Below are 17,280 nucleotides of genomic sequence, written 5' to 3'. Positions count from 1 at the left end.
TCAGGCCAGCGCCTGCTGCATCTCTTTGGCCTGCACCCGCAACGCCTCGCAAAACGGCTCCACCGCTGCCGATGCTGGCCGATGGTCCGGGCGTATCAGCATTACCTGATAGGGCACCGAAACCCGTAACCTGCGGATCGGCAACCCGCCTTGCGCCGCCTCCAGCCCGCTCAGCGGGTTGATGATCGCCACCCCCAGGCCTTGCCTGACCATGGCGCACACCGAAGCGGCACTGGTGGTCTCGATGACCGTGCGGCGGTTAACCCCGGCCGCACGAAAGTGCTGATCCAGACGCTGGCGGTAGGTATCCAGGCTGGCCAGGTTGATGAAATCGACCTCATGGAAATCACTCAGCTCCAGTTCAGCCTTCACCTGCAGCGGGTGATGCTCGGGCAACACGCACACCATGTTGGCACTGAACAGCAATTCACCATACGCGCCGCGCGGTATCTGTTCGACTTCAGTCAGGCCAAGGTCATGCTGCTGGGCAACCAGTGACTCCTCCAGCAACGGCGACTCCTGCGCCAGAATGCTCACGCTCACGCCACTGTGCTGCTGGTGAAAGCGCTGGCAAGCCTTGGGCAACAAGGTTTGCGAGAACAGCGGCAGGCAGGTGATGGCCAGCCGGCCCTGCTCGAAGTTGCGGATGGCCTGGGCAAAGCGATCGATCCGCTCCAGCCCGACGTAGGCCCGCTCGACCTCTTCGATCAACAGCAGCGCCTGGGCCGTCGCCACCAGGCGCCCGCCCTCGCGCTCGAACAGGTTCAGGCCAGTCACCTGCTCCAGCCGCGCCAGTTCGCGGCTGACGGTCGGCTGCGAGGTGAACAGCAGGCGCGCCGCCCCCGTGACACTGCCAGCGGCCATGATGGCGCGGAACACTTCGATGTGGCGGACGGACAGTTTCACGGCAGCACCCGGTGAGTCGACAATTGGTATATCAGATATGAATGACCAGCAGAAAAATAGCTATTTTTCTGAATTCCCGCTTTGATTCATCCTCGTGGCCTTCCTAATACGAGTAGCGCCACCATGACCGCACCCTTCACCCTTCTGGCCGAGGCGGTTCGCCAGCACGGCTCGCCGCTTTGGGCGTACGACGCCAGCACCATCGCCGAGCGTGTCGAGCAGTTGAACGTATTCGACACCGTGCGCTTCGCCCAGAAAGCCAACCCCAACCTGCATGTGCTACGCCTGATGCGCGCCCATGGCCTGGTGCTGGACGCCGTGTCGCTGGGTGAGATGGAACGGGCCTTCGCCGCCGGCGCGAGCGTTGACGGTGACCCTGCCGGCGTGGTGCTGACCTGCGACGCGCTGGACCGCCCCACCCTGGAACGCGTGGTGGCGTCGAAGATCGAAGTCAACGCCGGCTCCATCGACATGCTGCGCCAACTGGGCGAACGCTCGCCCGGCCACCGCGTGTGGATCCGCATCAACCCGGGCTTCGGCCATGGCCACAGCCGCAAGACCAATACCGGCGGCGAAAACAGCAAGCATGGCATCTGGCACGAGGAGCTGGACGAGGCGCTGGCGTGCATCAAGGCCCATGGCCTGCACTTGGTGGGCGTGCACATGCACATTGGTTCCGGGGTGGACTACCAGCACCTGGAACAGGTGGCCCGCTCGATGATCGAGCTGATCGGCCGTCTGGGCGTGGACATCGAGGCGTTCTCCATCGGCGGCGGGCTTTCCACCCCTTACCGCAGCACCGACAAACCGGTCGACCTGCAGCGTTATGCGCAGACCTGGGCGGTGGCGCGCAAGGAGATCGAAACGATGCTCGGCCACCCGGTGCGCATGGAGATCGAACCCGGACGCTTCCTGGTGGCGGAGTCGGGCTACCTGGTGGCCGAAGTCCGTGCCGTGAAACAGGTGGGGCGCAATACCTTCGTCATGATCGACGCCGGCTTCAACGACCTGATGCGCCCGGCGATGTACGGCGCTTACCACGGCATGACCCTGCTCGATGCCGATGGCCAGGCAGTAGATCGCCCGCGCCAGCCGACCGTGGTGGCCGGGCCATTGTGTGAATCGGGTGACGTGTTCACTCAGGATGACCAGGCACTGACCCCGCAGGACCTGCCCCAGGCACAGGTGGGCGACCTGCTGGTGATCCACGATGCCGGGGCCTATGGCGCGTCGATGTCGTCGAACTACAACAGCCGGCCGCTGCTGCCGGAGTTCCTGATCGAGAACGGTGCCCTGCGGATGATCCGCCGGCGGCAGACGGTGCAGGACCTGCTGAGCCTGGAGGCCGGGTTCTAACCACTGCCCTGCAAGCCTGCACGACTCTTTGTGGGAGCGGCCTTGCGTCGCGATAGGGCTGCACAGCAGCCCCACAAATGTAGCCGCGATGCCGAAACCCGGGCCGCTTTGCGGCCCAATCGCGACGCAAGGCCGCTCCCACAGGGTGTGTGCTCGCGGTCCTTGCAATAAGCCCCGCCTCTCGCGACAATGCGATCAATTCCCATTAATATTGCGATCTTGACGCCATGGCAACGCTCGATCCCCAGGCCCTGCACCAGCTGTACAGCGAAAACAACAGCTGGCTGAAGGGCTGGCTGCGCGTCCGCCTGGGCAACGCCGCCGACGCTTCCGACCTGGCGCACGACACGTTCTTGCGGGTAATGACCGCGCGTAACCCGTTGCCGATCCGTGAGCCGCGCAGCTACCTCAGCGCTATCGCCCGCGCCCTTCTGATAGACAAAGCTCGCCGTCGCATCATCGAAAAAGCTTACCTGCAGGCGCTGGCCCTGCGTCCGGAACCGGTAGAGGTGTCGCCGGAGGTGCGCTTGTCCATCATAGAGATGCTGGTGGCCGTGGACAGCCTGCTCGACGAACTCGGCGCCAAGACCCGCGCCATCTTCCTTGCCGTTCAACTCGAAGGCCTGACCTACGGCGCTGCGGCCGAGCGCTTCGGCGTGTCGATCACCACCGTGAAGAATCACCTGATCAAGGCCATGACTCGCTGCCTGCTGGCAGTCGAAGGCTGACGCCCATGGATCTCAAGACACTCGAAGCCGCTGCCACCTGGTATGTTCAGCTCAACGACGGCGCCAATAGCGAGGCCCGCACCCAGGCCTGGCGACAGTGGCTGCAGGCCAGCCCCCTGCACGCAGCCGCCTGGGCGCGGGTAGAAAAGCTGCAGCAGCAATGGGCCATGGTGCCGCCGCAGGCGGCGCTGTCCGGCCTTGGCGCGGCCCAGGCGCAGCGGCGTGACGTGCTGAAAGTGCTGGGCCTGCTGATGGCCATGGGGGGCGGCAGCTGGCTGGCGGCCGAGCAGGTGCCCTATCGTGCCTTGCTGGCCCAGCACAGTACCCGCAGCAGCGAGCGCCGCGCCCTGCACCTGGAGGATGGTTCACAGCTGGAACTGAACGTGAATACCGCGCTGGATGTGCGCTACGCCACAAAGGTGAGGGCGATTCAGCTGTATCAGGGGGAAATTCTGGTGCGTCCGGTCAGCGATCGTCAGCAGCGCCCGTTTATCGTGCACACCGATGACGGCAGCGTACTGGCCCGCAGTACCGCGTTCAGCGTCCGCAAACTGGCGCAGCAGACCCGCGTGGGTGTGCTTGAGGCCAGCGTCGAAGTTCGCCCCCTGCGCCACCCTGATCGAGTGCTGCAACTGCACGCTGGCCAGCAAGTGAGTTTTGATCAGGATGTCGTCCTCGACGCCCATGCCCTCCCCGCCGATTCCACGGCCTGGTTGCAAGGCATGCTCAGCGTGAACGACTGGCGCCTTGGCGATTTCCTCGAAGAACTGGGGCGCTATCGTCCAGGTGTGCTGCGCTGTGCCTCGTCGATCCAGGCCATGAGCATTTCCGGTGCGTTCCGCATTGACGACACCGATATCGCCCTGGCCAACCTGCCGAAAACCTTGCCCGTGAAAGTGCGCTACTTAAGCCGCTACTGGGTGAGTGTGGAGCCCGCCTGAGCAACTGCGGAAAAACTTTCGCCGCAATCTTGCTGATTTCTATTCTCGTCCGTCCCTGACACAAGCCGCGACGACAGCGACTTTCTGCCATGACTCGGAAGGACCACGAAATGCCACACCTGCACCCTACCCCAGCAACCAAGCTCAGCCAGGCCGTCCGCCTGGTGCTGTTCGGCATGTCCCTGGCCAGCGCGCCCGGCCTGTTGCTGATGCCTGCCCAGGCAATGGCCCAAAGCCAGGCCACCTACCATGTCCCCGCTGGCTCACTGGGCAACGCCATCACCCAGTTTGGCGTACAGGCGGGTGTGACCATTTCGTTCGACACCGCACAGACGCGCAACCTCGACAGCGCGGGCCTGGAAGGCAGCTTCAGTGTCGAGGAAGGTCTGGCGCGGCTGCTGGGCAACAGTGGCCTGCAGGCGCAGCGTCAGGGTAATGGTGGCTATGTGCTGGTCGCTGCGCAAAACGGCTCGGCCATGGAACTGGCGCCGATGAACATCGACGCCAACCGCCTGGATGCGACCAGCGAAGGCACCCAGTCCTACGCCGCCCGTGCCATCACCATCGGCAAGGGCGTACACACGCTGAAAGAAACCCCGCAGTCGGTCACCGTGATGACCCGCAAGATGCTCGACGACCAGAACCTCAACACACTGGAGCAGGTACTGGACAAGACCCCGGGCATCACCGTGTATGACTCGCCCATGGGCGGCAAGTATTTCTATTCCCGTGGTTTCAACCTGGATGGCCAGTACCAGTACGACGGCGTGCCCTTGGACGTGGGCGGCAACTACGTGCAGGCCAACAGCTTTTCCAGCGACATGGCGTTCTATGACCGCGTCGAGGTGCTTAAAGGTGCGGCCGGCATGATGAAAGGCTCTGGCTCCTCCGCCGGGGGCGTCAACTTCGTGCGCAAACGGGGGCAGGAAAAAGCCGCCACCACCGTCACCCTATCAGCCGGCAGCTGGGACAACTACCGCGGGCAAGTGGACGTGGGCGGCCCGCTGAACGCGTCGGGCACCGTGCGGGGGCGCGCCGTGGCGACGCTGCAGGACCGCCAGTACTTCTATGACACGGCCAAGCGCCAGGACCAGATACTGTACGGCGCCATCGACTGGGACGTCACGGCCGACACCACCGTGGGCGCTGGCCTGGCTTACGAGGATGTCGATGCCACCCCTTGCTACGCCGGCCTGCCACGCTACGCCGATGGCAGTGACCTGAAGCTGTCGCGCTCCACCTGCCTGGGGGCCAGCTGGAACGACATGCAAAGCCAGCGTATTACCGGCTTTGCCGACCTCAAGCACCGCTTCAACGATGACTGGACCCTGAACTTCGCCTCGATCTACACCCACAACACCCAGGACATCGAATACGCTTATTCCGAAGGCACGGTACCCGTCGGCGCCAGCACCGCCAGCATGAACGTCCGGGCCGGCCGTTTCGACTACGACCAGGACGACTACGGCTTCGATAGCTATGTCGATGGCAAGTTCGAGGCGTTCGGCCTGCAGCATGAGCTGATCATGGGTGTCAACGCCAGCCGACAGAAAACCCATGATTACTTCGCGCTGATGCTGCTGGACGGCAAGCAGGACCCGTTCAACCCATCCGCGAACTTCACACACCCGTCCAAGGCCGATTACCTGGTCAACCCGAGCCGCGGTGGCAGTGTGCCAACCGATACCACTACCACCCAGTACGGCACTTACGCCAACCTGCGCCTGAAACTGGCAGAGCCACTGACCTTGGTGCTGGGCGCGCGGGTCAGCTGGTACCGTAACAAGAGCGACTCCTATACCCAGTTCTACGATTACTGGGTGCATAATCGCAGCCAGGAAAACGGTCAGGTCACGCCGTTTGCCGCCGTGCTGTACGACCTGAACGAGCAGTGGACCGCCTATGCCAGCTACGCCGACATCTTCCAGCCACAAAGCGACAAGGTGAATGCCGAGCGGCAGGCGTTACAGCCAAAGACCGGCGCCAACTATGAAGTCGGCATCAAGGGCGAGCTGCTCGACGGCGCGTTGAACACCTCCTTCAACCTGTTCCGCACTGTCGAGAATCACCGCGCAGAAACGGACTACGTCGATACCTGCCCCTCAGGCGACGGGTATTGCTACAACGACAGCGGCAAGGTACGCGCACAGGGGTTCGAAGCCGAGATCAGCGGCTCGCCGATCGAGCGGTTGCAGCTGTTGGCGGGCTACACCTACACCCAGACGAAGTACCTGAGTACCATCGAAGACACTGACCCGACCGAACTGACCTTCACCTCCAGCTTCATCCCACGGCACATGCTCAAGGTATTGGGTGACTACCAGCTGGGCGGTGCTCTGGAGCGCTGGACCCTCGGCGCAGGCCTGAACAGCCAGAGCGAGAACTTCCGTACCACCGGCACTACCCGTGTCGAGCAGGCGGGCTACACCGTGTGGAACGGCCGTGTGCAGTACCGCCTCGACCCGAACTGGACTGTCGCGCTCAACGGCAACAACCTGTTCGACAAGAAGTACTACGCCACCATCGGCGCGCCGGCGTGGGGCAACTTCTATGGTGAACCGCGCAATTTCATGGTGACATTGCAAGGGGCGTTCTGAAGTACTTTCCGGGGAACGATCGGGCCGCTTTGCGGCCCTGTCTGGATGCGGACCGTATTTAAAATAGCGACCAGGGTGGCGCCTCCACCCAGTAACGATGGGCCTGCCCCGTGACAGCGGACGGGTTGACGTGAAAGGCGATGAAAACCCTGGTAACGTCAACGATACCGCTTAATCAGAAATTTCCTACGCACCTATCGGAAGCGCAACGCTCCTTTGAGAAGTGATTCCTCGCTAGTGTCCAGCCCTGGGTCGAATGCAACGCTTGCATGCATTTGATGATTATCCCTGCTCGCTGGAGCTATACATGGACTCGTTGAAAGAAACCCTCGAACTGTGCAGGCGCATCACCTCCGGCTACCGCCCGGCCCTGCGCAACAGCCCCGTCGCCGACTGCACCCGCCGCTTCGAACTGCTGCCCCTGCGCTACGCCGCCGTCGGCGGCAACCCGGCACAACGTGCCCGCCTGCCCAAATTGCCGGGCTATCTCAGCCCGTTCCAGGAGGTCGGCGAGCTGACCCATTCCAGCTACGCCATCCGCCCTTTGCGCGAGGGCTTTCTCTACCTGCTGATCAAGCGCCATAGCGCGCCGGCCTACGAATGGCACAGCCAGTACCGCGTGGCGCCCAATGGCTCGCTGCTGTACATCAGCAGCGACGCCCCCTGGGAGCCTGCCCCCAGCGCCGGCAATCTGGATGAGATCCTTCGCGGTTTCGGCTGGACCATCACCCTCTACGACCTGGATGACATCCAGGAGCTGCGCCCATTGTTCAGCCCTTCCCCGCTGACCCCGCGCATGCTCGACAACTACCGCCTGCTCGACGACGAATACCGCAGCAGCCTGCCCACGATCGATATCGCCCGCTTCATCCAGCCTTCCGACGCCCCGCCACAGCCCCACGTCCTCAAGCATGACCAACTGAACTGGGTGGCCGACTTCAAGGCCCAGGACGATGCAGACCTGCAGGCGCTACTGGACCTGCAGCCGTTCAACAACGACCAGATCGTCTCGCCGCACGCATCACGCCAAGCGCTGGCACCGCTGGTGAACCACAGCAAACCCCGTGGCGCCGCCATCGTCATCGAAGACGCCATCGGCATCACCCAGGAGCTCAACGCCTGGCGCAACGCCGCTGTCGAGGATGTGAAGACCCAGTGGCTGGCGCGCACCGTGGAACCCGGGGTCGACAACGAACGCAAGCTGCTGGTCGCGCAGTCGTTCCTGGAAATCGAAAAACTCTACCCGCAGATGGTGGCCGAGCAGATCGTCAAGCGCGAAGTCATGGCCGAAAAAGTCCGCAACCAGCTCCACCTGCATCCCGAGATCTACTTGTTCTCCGAACGGGCCAGGCAACAGGCCGATGCCCATGATGAACGCATGAAGCCGCACATGGCGCAGTTCGAGCGCGGCGTCCGCAGCAAAGTCCAGGCCCGCCAGGATGCCGGCGAGTTCCGCAAGCGGTTCGACCAGAAATACGGCCACCTGGTCGACCGCCAGGCCATGCACGATCAGCTCGACGGTTTCGAGCAGGCCATGCAACACGCCCAGCAAGCCGCCGAAGACCGCGCCAAGGATCATGCCCGCTGGGTGGTCAGCGAACGGTTGTTGCAGGCACTGGACCGCTACGACAACGCCGACCTCATCAACGGCCTGGCCTTTGCCGAACAGACCGGCCAGTGCGTGATCGGCATGGAGTTGAGTGAAGGGGGCACGAAGGTGCTGGACCACTGGTGGCGCAGTGACGTGGCAGACCGGGGCAACCTGGCAATACGCGGCATCACCTACAACCAGGAGGACCTGCGGGAAGAACTGGCGGCGCTGCTGGAAGCCGCCAAGGCCGAACCGCCGTCAGCGTCATCCTTCGCCCTGCCGGAAGCGCTTGCCAGGCAAGCCCATGCCGCTGCCAATGCCTTTGGGCGCATCAACACCCTGTACGAACAGATGCAGGCACAGAGCAGCACGGCCAGCATCGGCCTGTATGCCTGGTACGTCGCGTTGGGGCGGCAAGTGCTGCGCACCGCGACACCCAACAGCATGGACCGCGCGCTGCACCAGGGTTTGCGGCTGACCTTGTTCGCTTCGGTGCATGAAACTGCTGTCGATATTCGCCTGAGTGAAGCTGCACGTAGCGGGCAGCCCATCAACCCACAACGCAGTGCAGGCCAGGTATCAAGGTACCTCGACCAGGCCTGGGCTGAAGGGTTGATGCAGGCCCGGAACAGTGACTTCTACAAAGTGCGTGTTTCCGGGCTGGTGTGCCTGCTGGAGGGGATGCTGATGGCCTTCAAAGCGCGCGAATTGCCTGACGGTGATGCGCGGGTGAAGACCGAACTCCTGGCGGCCGCGATGACCACGGCTGCGGCGGGCTTCGAAGTTGGAGCCAGTTATGTGGACCAGGTGGTCGCGCGGTACGGCGCAAACAGTGTGACCGGAAAAGGGGCGGCCGTAACATTGGGGAGGTTGAAGCTGTGGGGCGCTAGCCTGGCGGGGATCGGGGGCGGAATGCTGGCATGGTGGGACTTTACTGACTGGCTTCAACATCTCCGAAGCGATCCAACCACGAAGCAGGGCAAGAGGAAATCGAGAATTTTGGCTACTGCTTACGCGCTCCGAGGAGTAGCTACCATAACGTTATCATTGGGTGAACTTGGAACCGCCATCGCCATCGCAAAGCCTGGCGGTTGCAGGAGCTGAGTGCAACACAGTTACTGGATTGAGGCGGGAGCCTCGTGATGCTTGGCCATCAGCTCGGTCATGACCTCGATGGGGCACTTGAAACCGAAGCGCTTACGCGGTCGGATGTTCAACTCGTAGGCAATCGCATCCAACTGCTCTTGGCTGCACACCGACAGATCCGTGCCCTTGGGCAGGTACTGGCGGATCAGTCCGTTGATGTTCTCATTGCTGCCGCGCTGCCAGGGGCTGTGCGGGTCGCAGAAGTAAATTGCCACCCCGGTCTTCTGGGTGATTTCCGCGTGACGCGCCATCTCCCGCCCTTGGTCGTAGGTCATGCTCTTGCGGGCCGCCAGCGGCATATGGTTCAGCGCCGAACTGAAGCCTTCCACGGCCGAGGTCGCCGTCGCGTCTTGCATCTTCACCAGCATCAGGTAGCCGCTGGTGCGTTCGACTAGCGTACCCACGGCCGATGCGTTGGCTTTGCCCTTGATCAAGTCGCCCTCCCAATGTCCCGGCATCACGCGATCCTCGATCTCCGGCGGACGCACATGGATGCTGACCATGTCCGGGATCTGGCCACGGCGATCTACGCCGCCAGAACGCGGACGGCGGGAGGTTTTGCCTTGCCGCAGGCAGATGATCAGCTCCTTGCGCAGTTCGCCGACCGGCAGGGCATAGATCGCGTTGTAGATCGTCTCGCGGCAGACGTAGGCGTCTTCGAAGCTTGGGGATTTCATGGTTCGCAGCTTGCCGGCAATCTGCTCGGGAGAAAAGCGCTGTCGCAGCAGGTGGGCGACCAGCTCGAACAATTCGTTGCCGGGCACCAGCTTTTGCCGGGGCCGGCAGGGCAATCGACGATCGCGCATGGCTTGTTGGGCATGCTGGGTGGTGTACTCACCCCGGGCATCACGATTGCGACGGATCTCGCGACTGATCGTTGAGGGGCTGCGGTTGAGCATTCGGGCAATGGCGCGCTGGCTCATGCCACGCAGCAGACTGACCTGGATATCGGAGCGTTCTTCAACGCTGAGTTCGTGATAAGACATGGCAACACCCTACCGGAAAGGTCAGGTGTTGCACTCAGTTTTTGCCGCCGCCCCTTTATTCGATCACCTTGCAAACTCCAGCGCTAACAAAATAGTAAGACTTCTTAGTCAATCAATGTCAGGACTCGCAAAAAGACTGGGTACACAGGCAGCGAGGCTACTGCTCGTTCGTTTAGTTCTCGGCGCGTTCTGGATAGGGCTCGTTTTGACGGTGATCATTTACATCTTTGAAGATGACGCTTTGGAAAAGTGGTGCAAACGCAGCAGCTTCCGCGTGGGGAAAAATTCGGAGCCTTACAAAGAGCAAGAAGAATTGGTGGCACTACATGCCGCATTCAGCGAGGTTCTGTAATGTATTTGATTGAATGGGGATTCTGGCAAATGGCAACCGAGTCAGAGACCGAACGAAAAGCGTACGAAGCTGAGTTAACACCTGCTGAGAAGCGTGCCGCCCAGGAATTTTACGAAGGGGATTTGGAAGAGGACATACACTTCCAAACTGTTAGCGAAAAACCCCACACACGCGGACCGATTTTCGCTTTCAACGAAACATTTATTGAAATGCGATGTGGTGGCTCAGAGGAAAAGCGCGGACTCATAACCATTGCAACGCTATGCGGAATCATGCCCATTATAGGTGTTACGACAATCTCCACATTGTATTTTCTCTGGGAAGACATAGCAGACCATGAGGCTCGATCACTTCTGATGGTGGCACTGACATTCATGATGGCACTCGTATCAGGTGCTACGATATTTTTTTACACAAAGTATGGAGTAAGCTTGACCCGACTGGAAATGCTGACCAGTCGGCATCTGCTCATTCGCTTCAATCGAATAACTCAACAGGTCCACCTCCACCGCCCCAGCTACTGTGGTGGCATCGTCACCTTCCCATGGAAAACGACCGGCAGCACGGGCATTCGCCCAGAAGATGATTCGCTAAGCGTTGGAGTACGACTTGGTCTAATCTGGCACCCCAGCCGCACCGGCCTGCCCCACATGGAAATGGCCCTGCTCGGCAAACAAGGCCAAGGCGGCAGCGAACTGCGTGATGAGTGGGAATTCATCCGTCGTTACATGGAAGAAGGCCCACACGCCGTCCCCCGCCCCCGCCTGAGCACCCAGCTACCCTCACCCATCCAGGCATTCAGCGCCCAGTTCGAAGGCCTTGGGCGTTTCTTCCGCAAAAGCAGTTGGCTGTTCAAAGTTGCGCTGCTGTTTGTCTGGCCCGCTTTCGTCATCATCGGCACCGGCCACTGGCTCAGCCTGCTGCTGTGCTGGCGACCGCGCTGGCCGAAGGTCATCCGCGAGGCCGGCCTGCCCGGCAAGCCAGTCCCACCCGTGACAACCCTGAGCGACTATCCACCCGCAATCCAGGCACGCCTGCTCGCCAACGCCGACCGCTGGCAGCTCAAGCCCGGCAAGCGGCCGGCGAAAAAACCACGCAAGCGCTCTACACATCAACAGGCCAACGAAAGTGACTGATCAAACTGCACCCGGCGCGCTGGTACATCTGCGACACTTTCACTTCATCGGCAGCCAGTTGCAGCACGATGCAAAGCCATCATCCCATGACCGCTTCCCGTAGTCCGCCCATGTAGTGCTCCAGGCGACTACGCAGCCAACGCTCGGCCGGGTCGCTGTCGGTTGTGCTCAACCAGACCATGGCCAGCTCCAGTGCAGCAGTCTCGAACGGCAACGTCTCGGCCTGCAGGTTGCCCCAGCGTTCCATACCCTGTGCGGCATAGTCCGGGCAACAGGCCAGCAGGTCGGTACCGGCCAGAATCGCCGGCAGCGAACTGAACTGCGGCACCGACAACACCACCTTGCGTTCACGGCCGATGTCTTTCAACCAGTCATCGACCACACCCTGGGTGTTGGCGGTTGGCGAAACCTGGACATGCGGACGTTGGCAAAACTCATCCAGTGAAAGCGGCGTGCTGGACTTGTCGGCCCGCACTACCCTGGCTTGCAGGGTGCGTAGCACCTTGCGTTTGGCATTGGCAGGCAGGCCCTTGGTCTGGCTGATACCCACCGTCACGTCGCCCGCCGCCAGCAGGTCCGGAATGCGCCAGTAGTCCACATGCTGCACGACCACCACCACGTTTGGCGCCTCCACCCGCAGCGCCCGCAACAGCGGCGGCAACAGGCCCGACTCGACATCATCGGACAAGCCGATGCGGAAGGTCATCTTGCTGGTCAGCGGGTCGAAATCATGGGTCATGCTGAGGGCGACGGACATCGCATCCAAGGCTGGCGTGAGGTACTTGATCACCTCTTCGGCCCTGGCCGAGGGCTCCATGCGGTTGCCCACTCGAACCAGCAATGGGTCGTTGAACATCGCACGCAACCTGGCCAGCGCGGCGCTGACCGTGGGCTGGGCGACGAACAGCTTCTCCGCGGCACGGGTGAGGTTGCGCTCCTGCATCAGCGCTTCGAACACCACCATCAGGTTGATATCGGCTTTGCGCAGTTCGTTGCGGTTCATGGGCGCTCCCGGGCCGTGCATGTTGTTAGGGTTCAATACCAGCATCGACATGCATCCTAGCCGAGTCGAAACCTGCACTGCACCCTATGCAATCGCCATTGCCCCCTACTGAGCGACCGGGGTAATCTTCCGCTCTCTTCCCTTCCGGCCTCCCCTGCCGTGCACCGCCCAGGCGTTGACTCGCGAAGCGGGCATTCATGATGCCGACACTTGCATGGCCGCCGCTCACTGGCGCGCCCATCCGCCATCAATACACTCAGGATGACACCATGATCATTCGCCAAGGCATCGCTGCAGACTACCCGCAGCTGCTCGACATCTGGCTGCGCGCTGTTCGCGCGACGCACCACTTCCTGCAACCCTCCGACATCGACGCACTGTTGCCACAGCTGCGCGACGTGTACTTCCCGGCCGTCGAGCTGTGGGTTGCGGTAGACACCGATGACCAGCCACTGGGCTTTATCGGCTTCAATGAAAACCATGTGGAAATGCTCTTCGTCGATCCAGCGCGCCACCGCCAGGGCATTGGCCGTGCATTGCTGGATTTCGGCCGCCAGTCACGCAGTGCGATGAGTGTCGATGTCAACGAGCAGAACCCACAGGCAACAGCGTTCTACCAGAACTATGGCTTCGTCCAGACTGGCCGTTCACCACTGGATGGCGAAGGTCGCCCGTTCCCCTTGCTGCACATGAGCCTGTCCACCCGGGCGTGAGCAGGAGGCACTGACCGCGATGGCCCGCAAAGCGAAGCCCCTACCGCCGTCCGACTGGGTCATCCGTAGTGCCCAACCGGGCGGTATCGAGCGTATCGAAGCCTGGTTCGGTAGCCACGGCTACGACCCGCATCGCCACGATACCTATTCGATCGGCCGTACGCTGGCCGGCGTGCAAAGCTTCCACTACAAGGGTTCGCTGCGCCACGGCATACCGGGCAACACGCTGGTGCTGCACCCGGACGAACTGCATGACGGCATGGCCGGCACCGACGCAGGCTTTCGCTACCGCATGGCCTACGTCGACCCGGCACTGATCCAGAACGTGCTGGGTGGTCAGCCTTTGCCCTTCATCGCTGGCGGGCTGTCCAGCGACCCGCGTCTGTACCACGCCAGCGAAGCGTTCGTACAGGCAGTGGACCACGCGCTGGAACCATTGGAAGAACAGGACGCCCTGTATGACCTGGCGATCGCCTTGCGGGCCGTCGGCGGCAAGCCGCGCGGGCGCAAGCGCCTGGATTACCAGGCAGCCGAACGCGCCCGAGCCTTCATCATGGAACACCTGCATGTGGGCATAACACTGGACATGCTGGAACAGGCCAGTGGCCGCGAACGCTGGAGCCTGTCGCGGGACTTTCGCACGCTGTACGGCACCAGCCCCTATCGCTTTGTCACCCTGCGCCGCCTCGACTGCTTGCGCCGAATGATCCTGGACGGCTTCACCTTGGTCGACGCCGCCCTTGCCGCAGGCTTTCATGACCAGAGCCACATGACCCGGCACTTCAGCCGCTGCTACGGCGTACCGCCCTTACGCTGGCTGGAGCGTTTGCGAGCGTCACGCTGAGTTACCGCAGGCGCCCGCGCACCCCGTGAGAACAGGCTTGCAGGATCGTACAAGAACCGGACTCGCCCGGAGCGATAGGCTGAACACTCCACTTTCCGAGGAACTGTCATGCCTGAGTCCCGTCACCCACATCCCTCCCTGCCAGTGAACCTGGTCCACAAGGCAGCGCTTATCGAACAGCAATGGAGCCCCAGGGTCGTTGCCGAGATGAACGATTACCAGTTCAAGGTCGTGCGCATCGAAGGCGAATTCATCTGGCACGCGCACCCGGAGACCGACGAAGCATTCCTGGTGCTGGAAGGCACCCTGCGTATCGACCTGCCGGATGGCTGCGTGCATGTGAACCCCGGGGAACTCTATGTTGTGCCCCGCGGCGTCGAGCACCGGACCGCTGCGCAAGGCGAAGCGAAACTGATGATGATCGAACCGCGGGGCATTCTGAATACCGGTCATGAAGGGGGTAACCGCACAGCAGAGAGCGATGTCTGGATTTAACAACACTCACAACTTTCAAGCTGTAGTCGCTGACTTCACAGCAATAATTAACCATAAAAAATCGCCTTACAGCCATTTCTAATCATGGCAATTCGCTCGTAGCCCACACTTCGCAACCCGGCACAGGGTCGCCTCGATATAATTGGATCCAATAACGAGGATGGCCTGCATGCAAGCACTGGAAAGGGACTACGGACACGGCGATGAAGTGGCCAGCCACTGCCACGCCGAAGACCAGCTGATCTACGCCGCCAGCGGCGTGATGCGGGTCAGCAGCGAAGGCGGCAGCTGGGTGATCCCCGGCGGGCATGCCTTGTGGATGCCCGCCGGGGTCAGCCATGCCATCCGCATGGAAGGTGTGGTCTGCATGCGCACCTTGCTGCTCGATGCCCACATCGAACGCTGCCAGGTCATCGTCGTGTCCGGCCTGCTGCGCGAACTGATCCTGGCGGCGTCACGGGTGCTGAACCTGCGCGACGGCGCGCATGCTCGGGCGCTGATCCTGTACGAGCTCGCCGCCGCCCGGCGCATCGATGCCTTTGTCCCGACGCCGCAGCACGCACGCCTGCGTGCCTGGTGCGAGCGCTTCCTGCAGGACCCGGCCCAGGACCTGACCCTGGAGCAATGCGGCGCACAACTGAACATGAGTGCCCGCAGTGTGGCCAGGCTGTTCCAGCGCGAGGTGGGCATGTCGTATGGCCAATGGCGCGCCCGTGCCCGGGTGATGCTCAGCCAGCAGTGCCTGGCCAATGGCAAGCCGATCCTGAACGTTGCGCTGGAGCACGGCTACCAGAGCGCCAGCGCCTTTACTGCCATGTTCAAGCGCATCCTCGGCCATGCGCCGAGTGATTGGCAAAACGGTACCGCGCGCGAGTACTGAGCCTCAGGTTGTCCCGCTTGCGCGCAGGGTTGTCCCGCTTGCGACAGCGACGCCCATGCAACCCTCGTTAACCTCGTATCACGACCCTTGAGCGACAATCGTGATGCCCTTACTGCACTCATTTCCCGGCCCTGCCCGGCTTGCCACAGCCCTCGGCATGCTTGCTGCACTCGCGGCGTGCGGCCACCAACCCACGCCTGCCGAACCACCTCTAGCGCTGCTGGCAGACCCGCTGGCGAACATGCCGGCCAGCGTCAGCAAACAGCCCCTGCCCGAACGCTGGTGGGCACTGTATCAAGACCCCCAACTCAACCGCTGGGTACAGCAAGCCCTGGCGCACAACCAAGGCCTGGCACAGGCCGAGGCCAACGTGCAGGCCATGCTGGCCGGCATCGGCGAGTTCGACGCCAGGCGCTGGCCGTCTACCGCGATGGGCGTTGCCGCTACCTATGGAAGAAGCGCCGATGACCAGACGCTGGCCGAGGCGACCGACAGCAACGCGCCGTCGCAATGGCAATTCAACCCGGGCATCGAACTGGCCTATCAGGTGGATATCTGGGGCCAGGTACGCGCCGCCATCCAACGTGCCAGGGTGCAAGCCGAAGCCAGCGCTGCGGCACTAGACCTGGTACGCCTGCAGGTCGTCGCCCAGACCACCCGCGCCTACATCGACCAGTGCACCTACGCGGCTCGCCTGGAGGCAGCGAAGCAGGCCTTGCAAACCCTCGACCACAGCGTGCAACTTAGCCAGCGCCAGCGCCAGGCCGGTGTGGCCACTGCCCTCGACAGCGAGCGCCTGTTGGGCTTGCGGGAACAGGTGCGTGCGCAACTGCCGATGCTCTCAGCCCGGCGGCAGATGGCGCTTTACGAACTGAGCATGCTCAGTGGCCAGGCCTCGGTGGACGAACCCACGACCTGCGTAGCCATCCCCACGCTGTCGGTGCCGCTGCCGGCTGGCGATGGCTGGCATTTGCTCGAACGCCGGCCAGATGTGCGCCAGGCCGAACGGGAACTGCAGGCGGCCACCCTGGAGACCGACATCGTGCGGGCCGACCTTTACCCAAAGGTCAGCTTCGGCGCTTCGTTGACGTCTTCGGACCATCACCTTGCCAACCTCGGCGCCAGCCGCGCGGTGATGTTCGGCATTGGCCCGCTGATCCGCTGGGAATTTCCCAACCTGAAAGCCAACCGCGCACGGGTGAGCAAGGCCGAGGCATTGCAGCGGGCGCAGGTCGCCCGTTACCGCGGCGTAGCGCTGAGCGCGCTGAAAGACGTGCGCCAGGCACTGGCCCGCTACGACGGCGAGCGACAACGGTTGCAGGCGCTGGACGCAGCCCTGGCGCACAGCCAGCACAGCTTTGCCCTAGCCCAGGGTAACTACCGTGCCGGCACCGTAGACGGGCTGGCCCTGCTCGACAGCGAGCGCGAAATGATCAGCCTGCGGGCCAACCACACAGAAGCCCGAGGGCGCCTGGCGCAAGCGCAGGTAAACCTGTTCCGCGCGCTGGGCGGGCGGTGGTAGCGAGAAGCAAGACCAGCAGCGAGCACCGCCCACTGTAGGAGCGGGGTTACCCGCGAAGAATACACCGCGGTGGATGGCACGGGC

At 62.4% G+C, this 17,280-nt stretch carries 14 protein-coding genes and 1 pseudogene; 12 read left to right on the top strand and 3 right to left on the bottom strand.

Annotated elements, in window-relative coordinates; all coding sequences use genetic code 11:
- On the bottom strand, positions 1 to 906 hold the full coding sequence (locus C4Q27_RS20405; protein WP_010953080.1) for a LysR family transcriptional regulator: 906 nt from the start codon (positions 904 to 906) through the stop codon (positions 1 to 3).
- A gap of 123 nt (positions 907 to 1,029) precedes the next feature.
- On the opposite strand from C4Q27_RS20405, the gene lysA reads away from it, so the two are divergent.
- From lysA to C4Q27_RS20380, 5 genes are all read left to right on the top strand, one after another.
- The gene (lysA, locus tag C4Q27_RS20400; protein WP_104887285.1) at positions 1,030 to 2,262 is read left to right on the top strand and encodes a diaminopimelate decarboxylase; all 1,233 of its coding nucleotides are present in this window, start codon (positions 1,030 to 1,032) and stop codon (positions 2,260 to 2,262) included.
- Positions 2,263 to 2,489: 227 nt separating this feature from the next.
- Positions 2,490 to 2,990 carry a sigma-70 family RNA polymerase sigma factor gene (locus C4Q27_RS20395; RefSeq protein WP_104887284.1) on the top strand — a complete coding sequence of 167 codons (501 nt, stop codon included), beginning with the start codon at positions 2,490 to 2,492 and terminating at the stop codon, positions 2,988 to 2,990.
- Positions 2,991 to 2,995: 5 nt separating this feature from the next.
- Positions 2,996 to 3,931 (top strand): FecR domain-containing protein, encoded by a 936-nt coding sequence (locus C4Q27_RS20390; protein WP_014859058.1) that lies wholly within the window; start codon positions 2,996 to 2,998, stop codon positions 3,929 to 3,931.
- A 110-nt stretch (positions 3,932 to 4,041) separates the two neighbouring features.
- Positions 4,042 to 6,528, top strand: coding sequence for a TonB-dependent receptor (locus C4Q27_RS20385; protein ID WP_104887283.1), 2,487 nt, complete (start codon positions 4,042 to 4,044; stop codon positions 6,526 to 6,528).
- A gap of 307 nt (positions 6,529 to 6,835) precedes the next feature.
- Positions 6,836 to 9,223 carry a T6SS effector BTH_I2691 family protein gene (locus C4Q27_RS20380; protein WP_256599695.1) on the top strand — a complete coding sequence of 796 codons (2,388 nt, stop codon included), beginning with the start codon at positions 6,836 to 6,838 and terminating at the stop codon, positions 9,221 to 9,223.
- 11 nt (positions 9,224 to 9,234) lie between these two features.
- Here C4Q27_RS20380 and C4Q27_RS20375 read toward each other — a convergent pair whose 3' ends face one another.
- A complete protein-coding gene (locus C4Q27_RS20375) occupies positions 9,235 to 10,251 on the bottom strand; it encodes an IS30 family transposase (RefSeq protein WP_008435491.1) in 1,017 nt (338 codons plus the stop codon).
- A gap of 34 nt (positions 10,252 to 10,285) precedes the next feature.
- Between C4Q27_RS20375 and C4Q27_RS20370 the strand changes: the two are divergent.
- Positions 10,286 to 10,603 (top strand): annotated as a pseudogene (locus C4Q27_RS20370) (hypothetical protein); the annotation flags it as partial.
- Entirely contained in the window at positions 10,603 to 11,739 is a 1,137-nt protein-coding gene (locus C4Q27_RS20365) for a DUF6708 domain-containing protein (RefSeq protein WP_104887282.1), read from the top strand. The pseudogene C4Q27_RS20370 and the gene C4Q27_RS20365, both read left to right, overlap by 1 nt.
- A gap of 79 nt (positions 11,740 to 11,818) precedes the next feature.
- On the opposite strand, the gene C4Q27_RS20360 is transcribed toward C4Q27_RS20365, so the two are convergent.
- Entirely contained in the window at positions 11,819 to 12,787 is a 969-nt protein-coding gene (locus tag C4Q27_RS20360) for a LysR family transcriptional regulator (protein ID WP_104887281.1), read from the bottom strand.
- A 224-nt stretch (positions 12,788 to 13,011) separates the two neighbouring features.
- Here C4Q27_RS20360 and C4Q27_RS20355 point away from each other — a divergent pair, with 224 nt between their 5' ends.
- The 5 genes from C4Q27_RS20355 to C4Q27_RS20335 all read left to right on the top strand — a co-directional run bounded on the left by C4Q27_RS20355 (position 13,012) and on the right by C4Q27_RS20335 (position 17,196).
- On the top strand, positions 13,012 to 13,455 hold the full coding sequence (locus tag C4Q27_RS20355) for an acetyltransferase (RefSeq protein ID WP_064490994.1): 444 nt from the start codon (positions 13,012 to 13,014) through the stop codon (positions 13,453 to 13,455).
- A gap of 19 nt (positions 13,456 to 13,474) precedes the next feature.
- Positions 13,475 to 14,299, top strand: a complete 825-nt coding sequence (locus C4Q27_RS20350) for an AraC family transcriptional regulator (protein WP_104887280.1) — start codon at positions 13,475 to 13,477, stop codon at positions 14,297 to 14,299.
- Between the two features lie 108 nt (positions 14,300 to 14,407).
- Positions 14,408 to 14,794 (top strand): cupin domain-containing protein, encoded by a 387-nt coding sequence (locus tag C4Q27_RS20345; RefSeq protein WP_010953073.1) that lies wholly within the window; start codon positions 14,408 to 14,410, stop codon positions 14,792 to 14,794.
- A 169-nt stretch (positions 14,795 to 14,963) separates the two neighbouring features.
- Positions 14,964 to 15,674, top strand: a complete 711-nt coding sequence (locus C4Q27_RS20340; RefSeq protein WP_064490996.1) for a helix-turn-helix transcriptional regulator — start codon at positions 14,964 to 14,966, stop codon at positions 15,672 to 15,674.
- Positions 15,675 to 15,777: 103 nt separating this feature from the next.
- Positions 15,778 to 17,196 (top strand): efflux transporter outer membrane subunit, encoded by a 1,419-nt coding sequence (locus C4Q27_RS20335; protein WP_104887279.1) that lies wholly within the window; start codon positions 15,778 to 15,780, stop codon positions 17,194 to 17,196.
- Positions 17,197 to 17,280: the final 84 nt, after the last annotated feature.

The organism is Pseudomonas sp. SWI36 (assembly GCF_002948105.1).
In the GTDB taxonomy this organism is placed as follows: Bacteria; Pseudomonadota; Gammaproteobacteria; order Pseudomonadales; family Pseudomonadaceae; genus Aquipseudomonas; species Aquipseudomonas alloputida.
The sequence above is the reverse complement of the archived record's forward strand: the minus strand, read 5'-3'. Positions and strand labels throughout refer to the sequence as shown.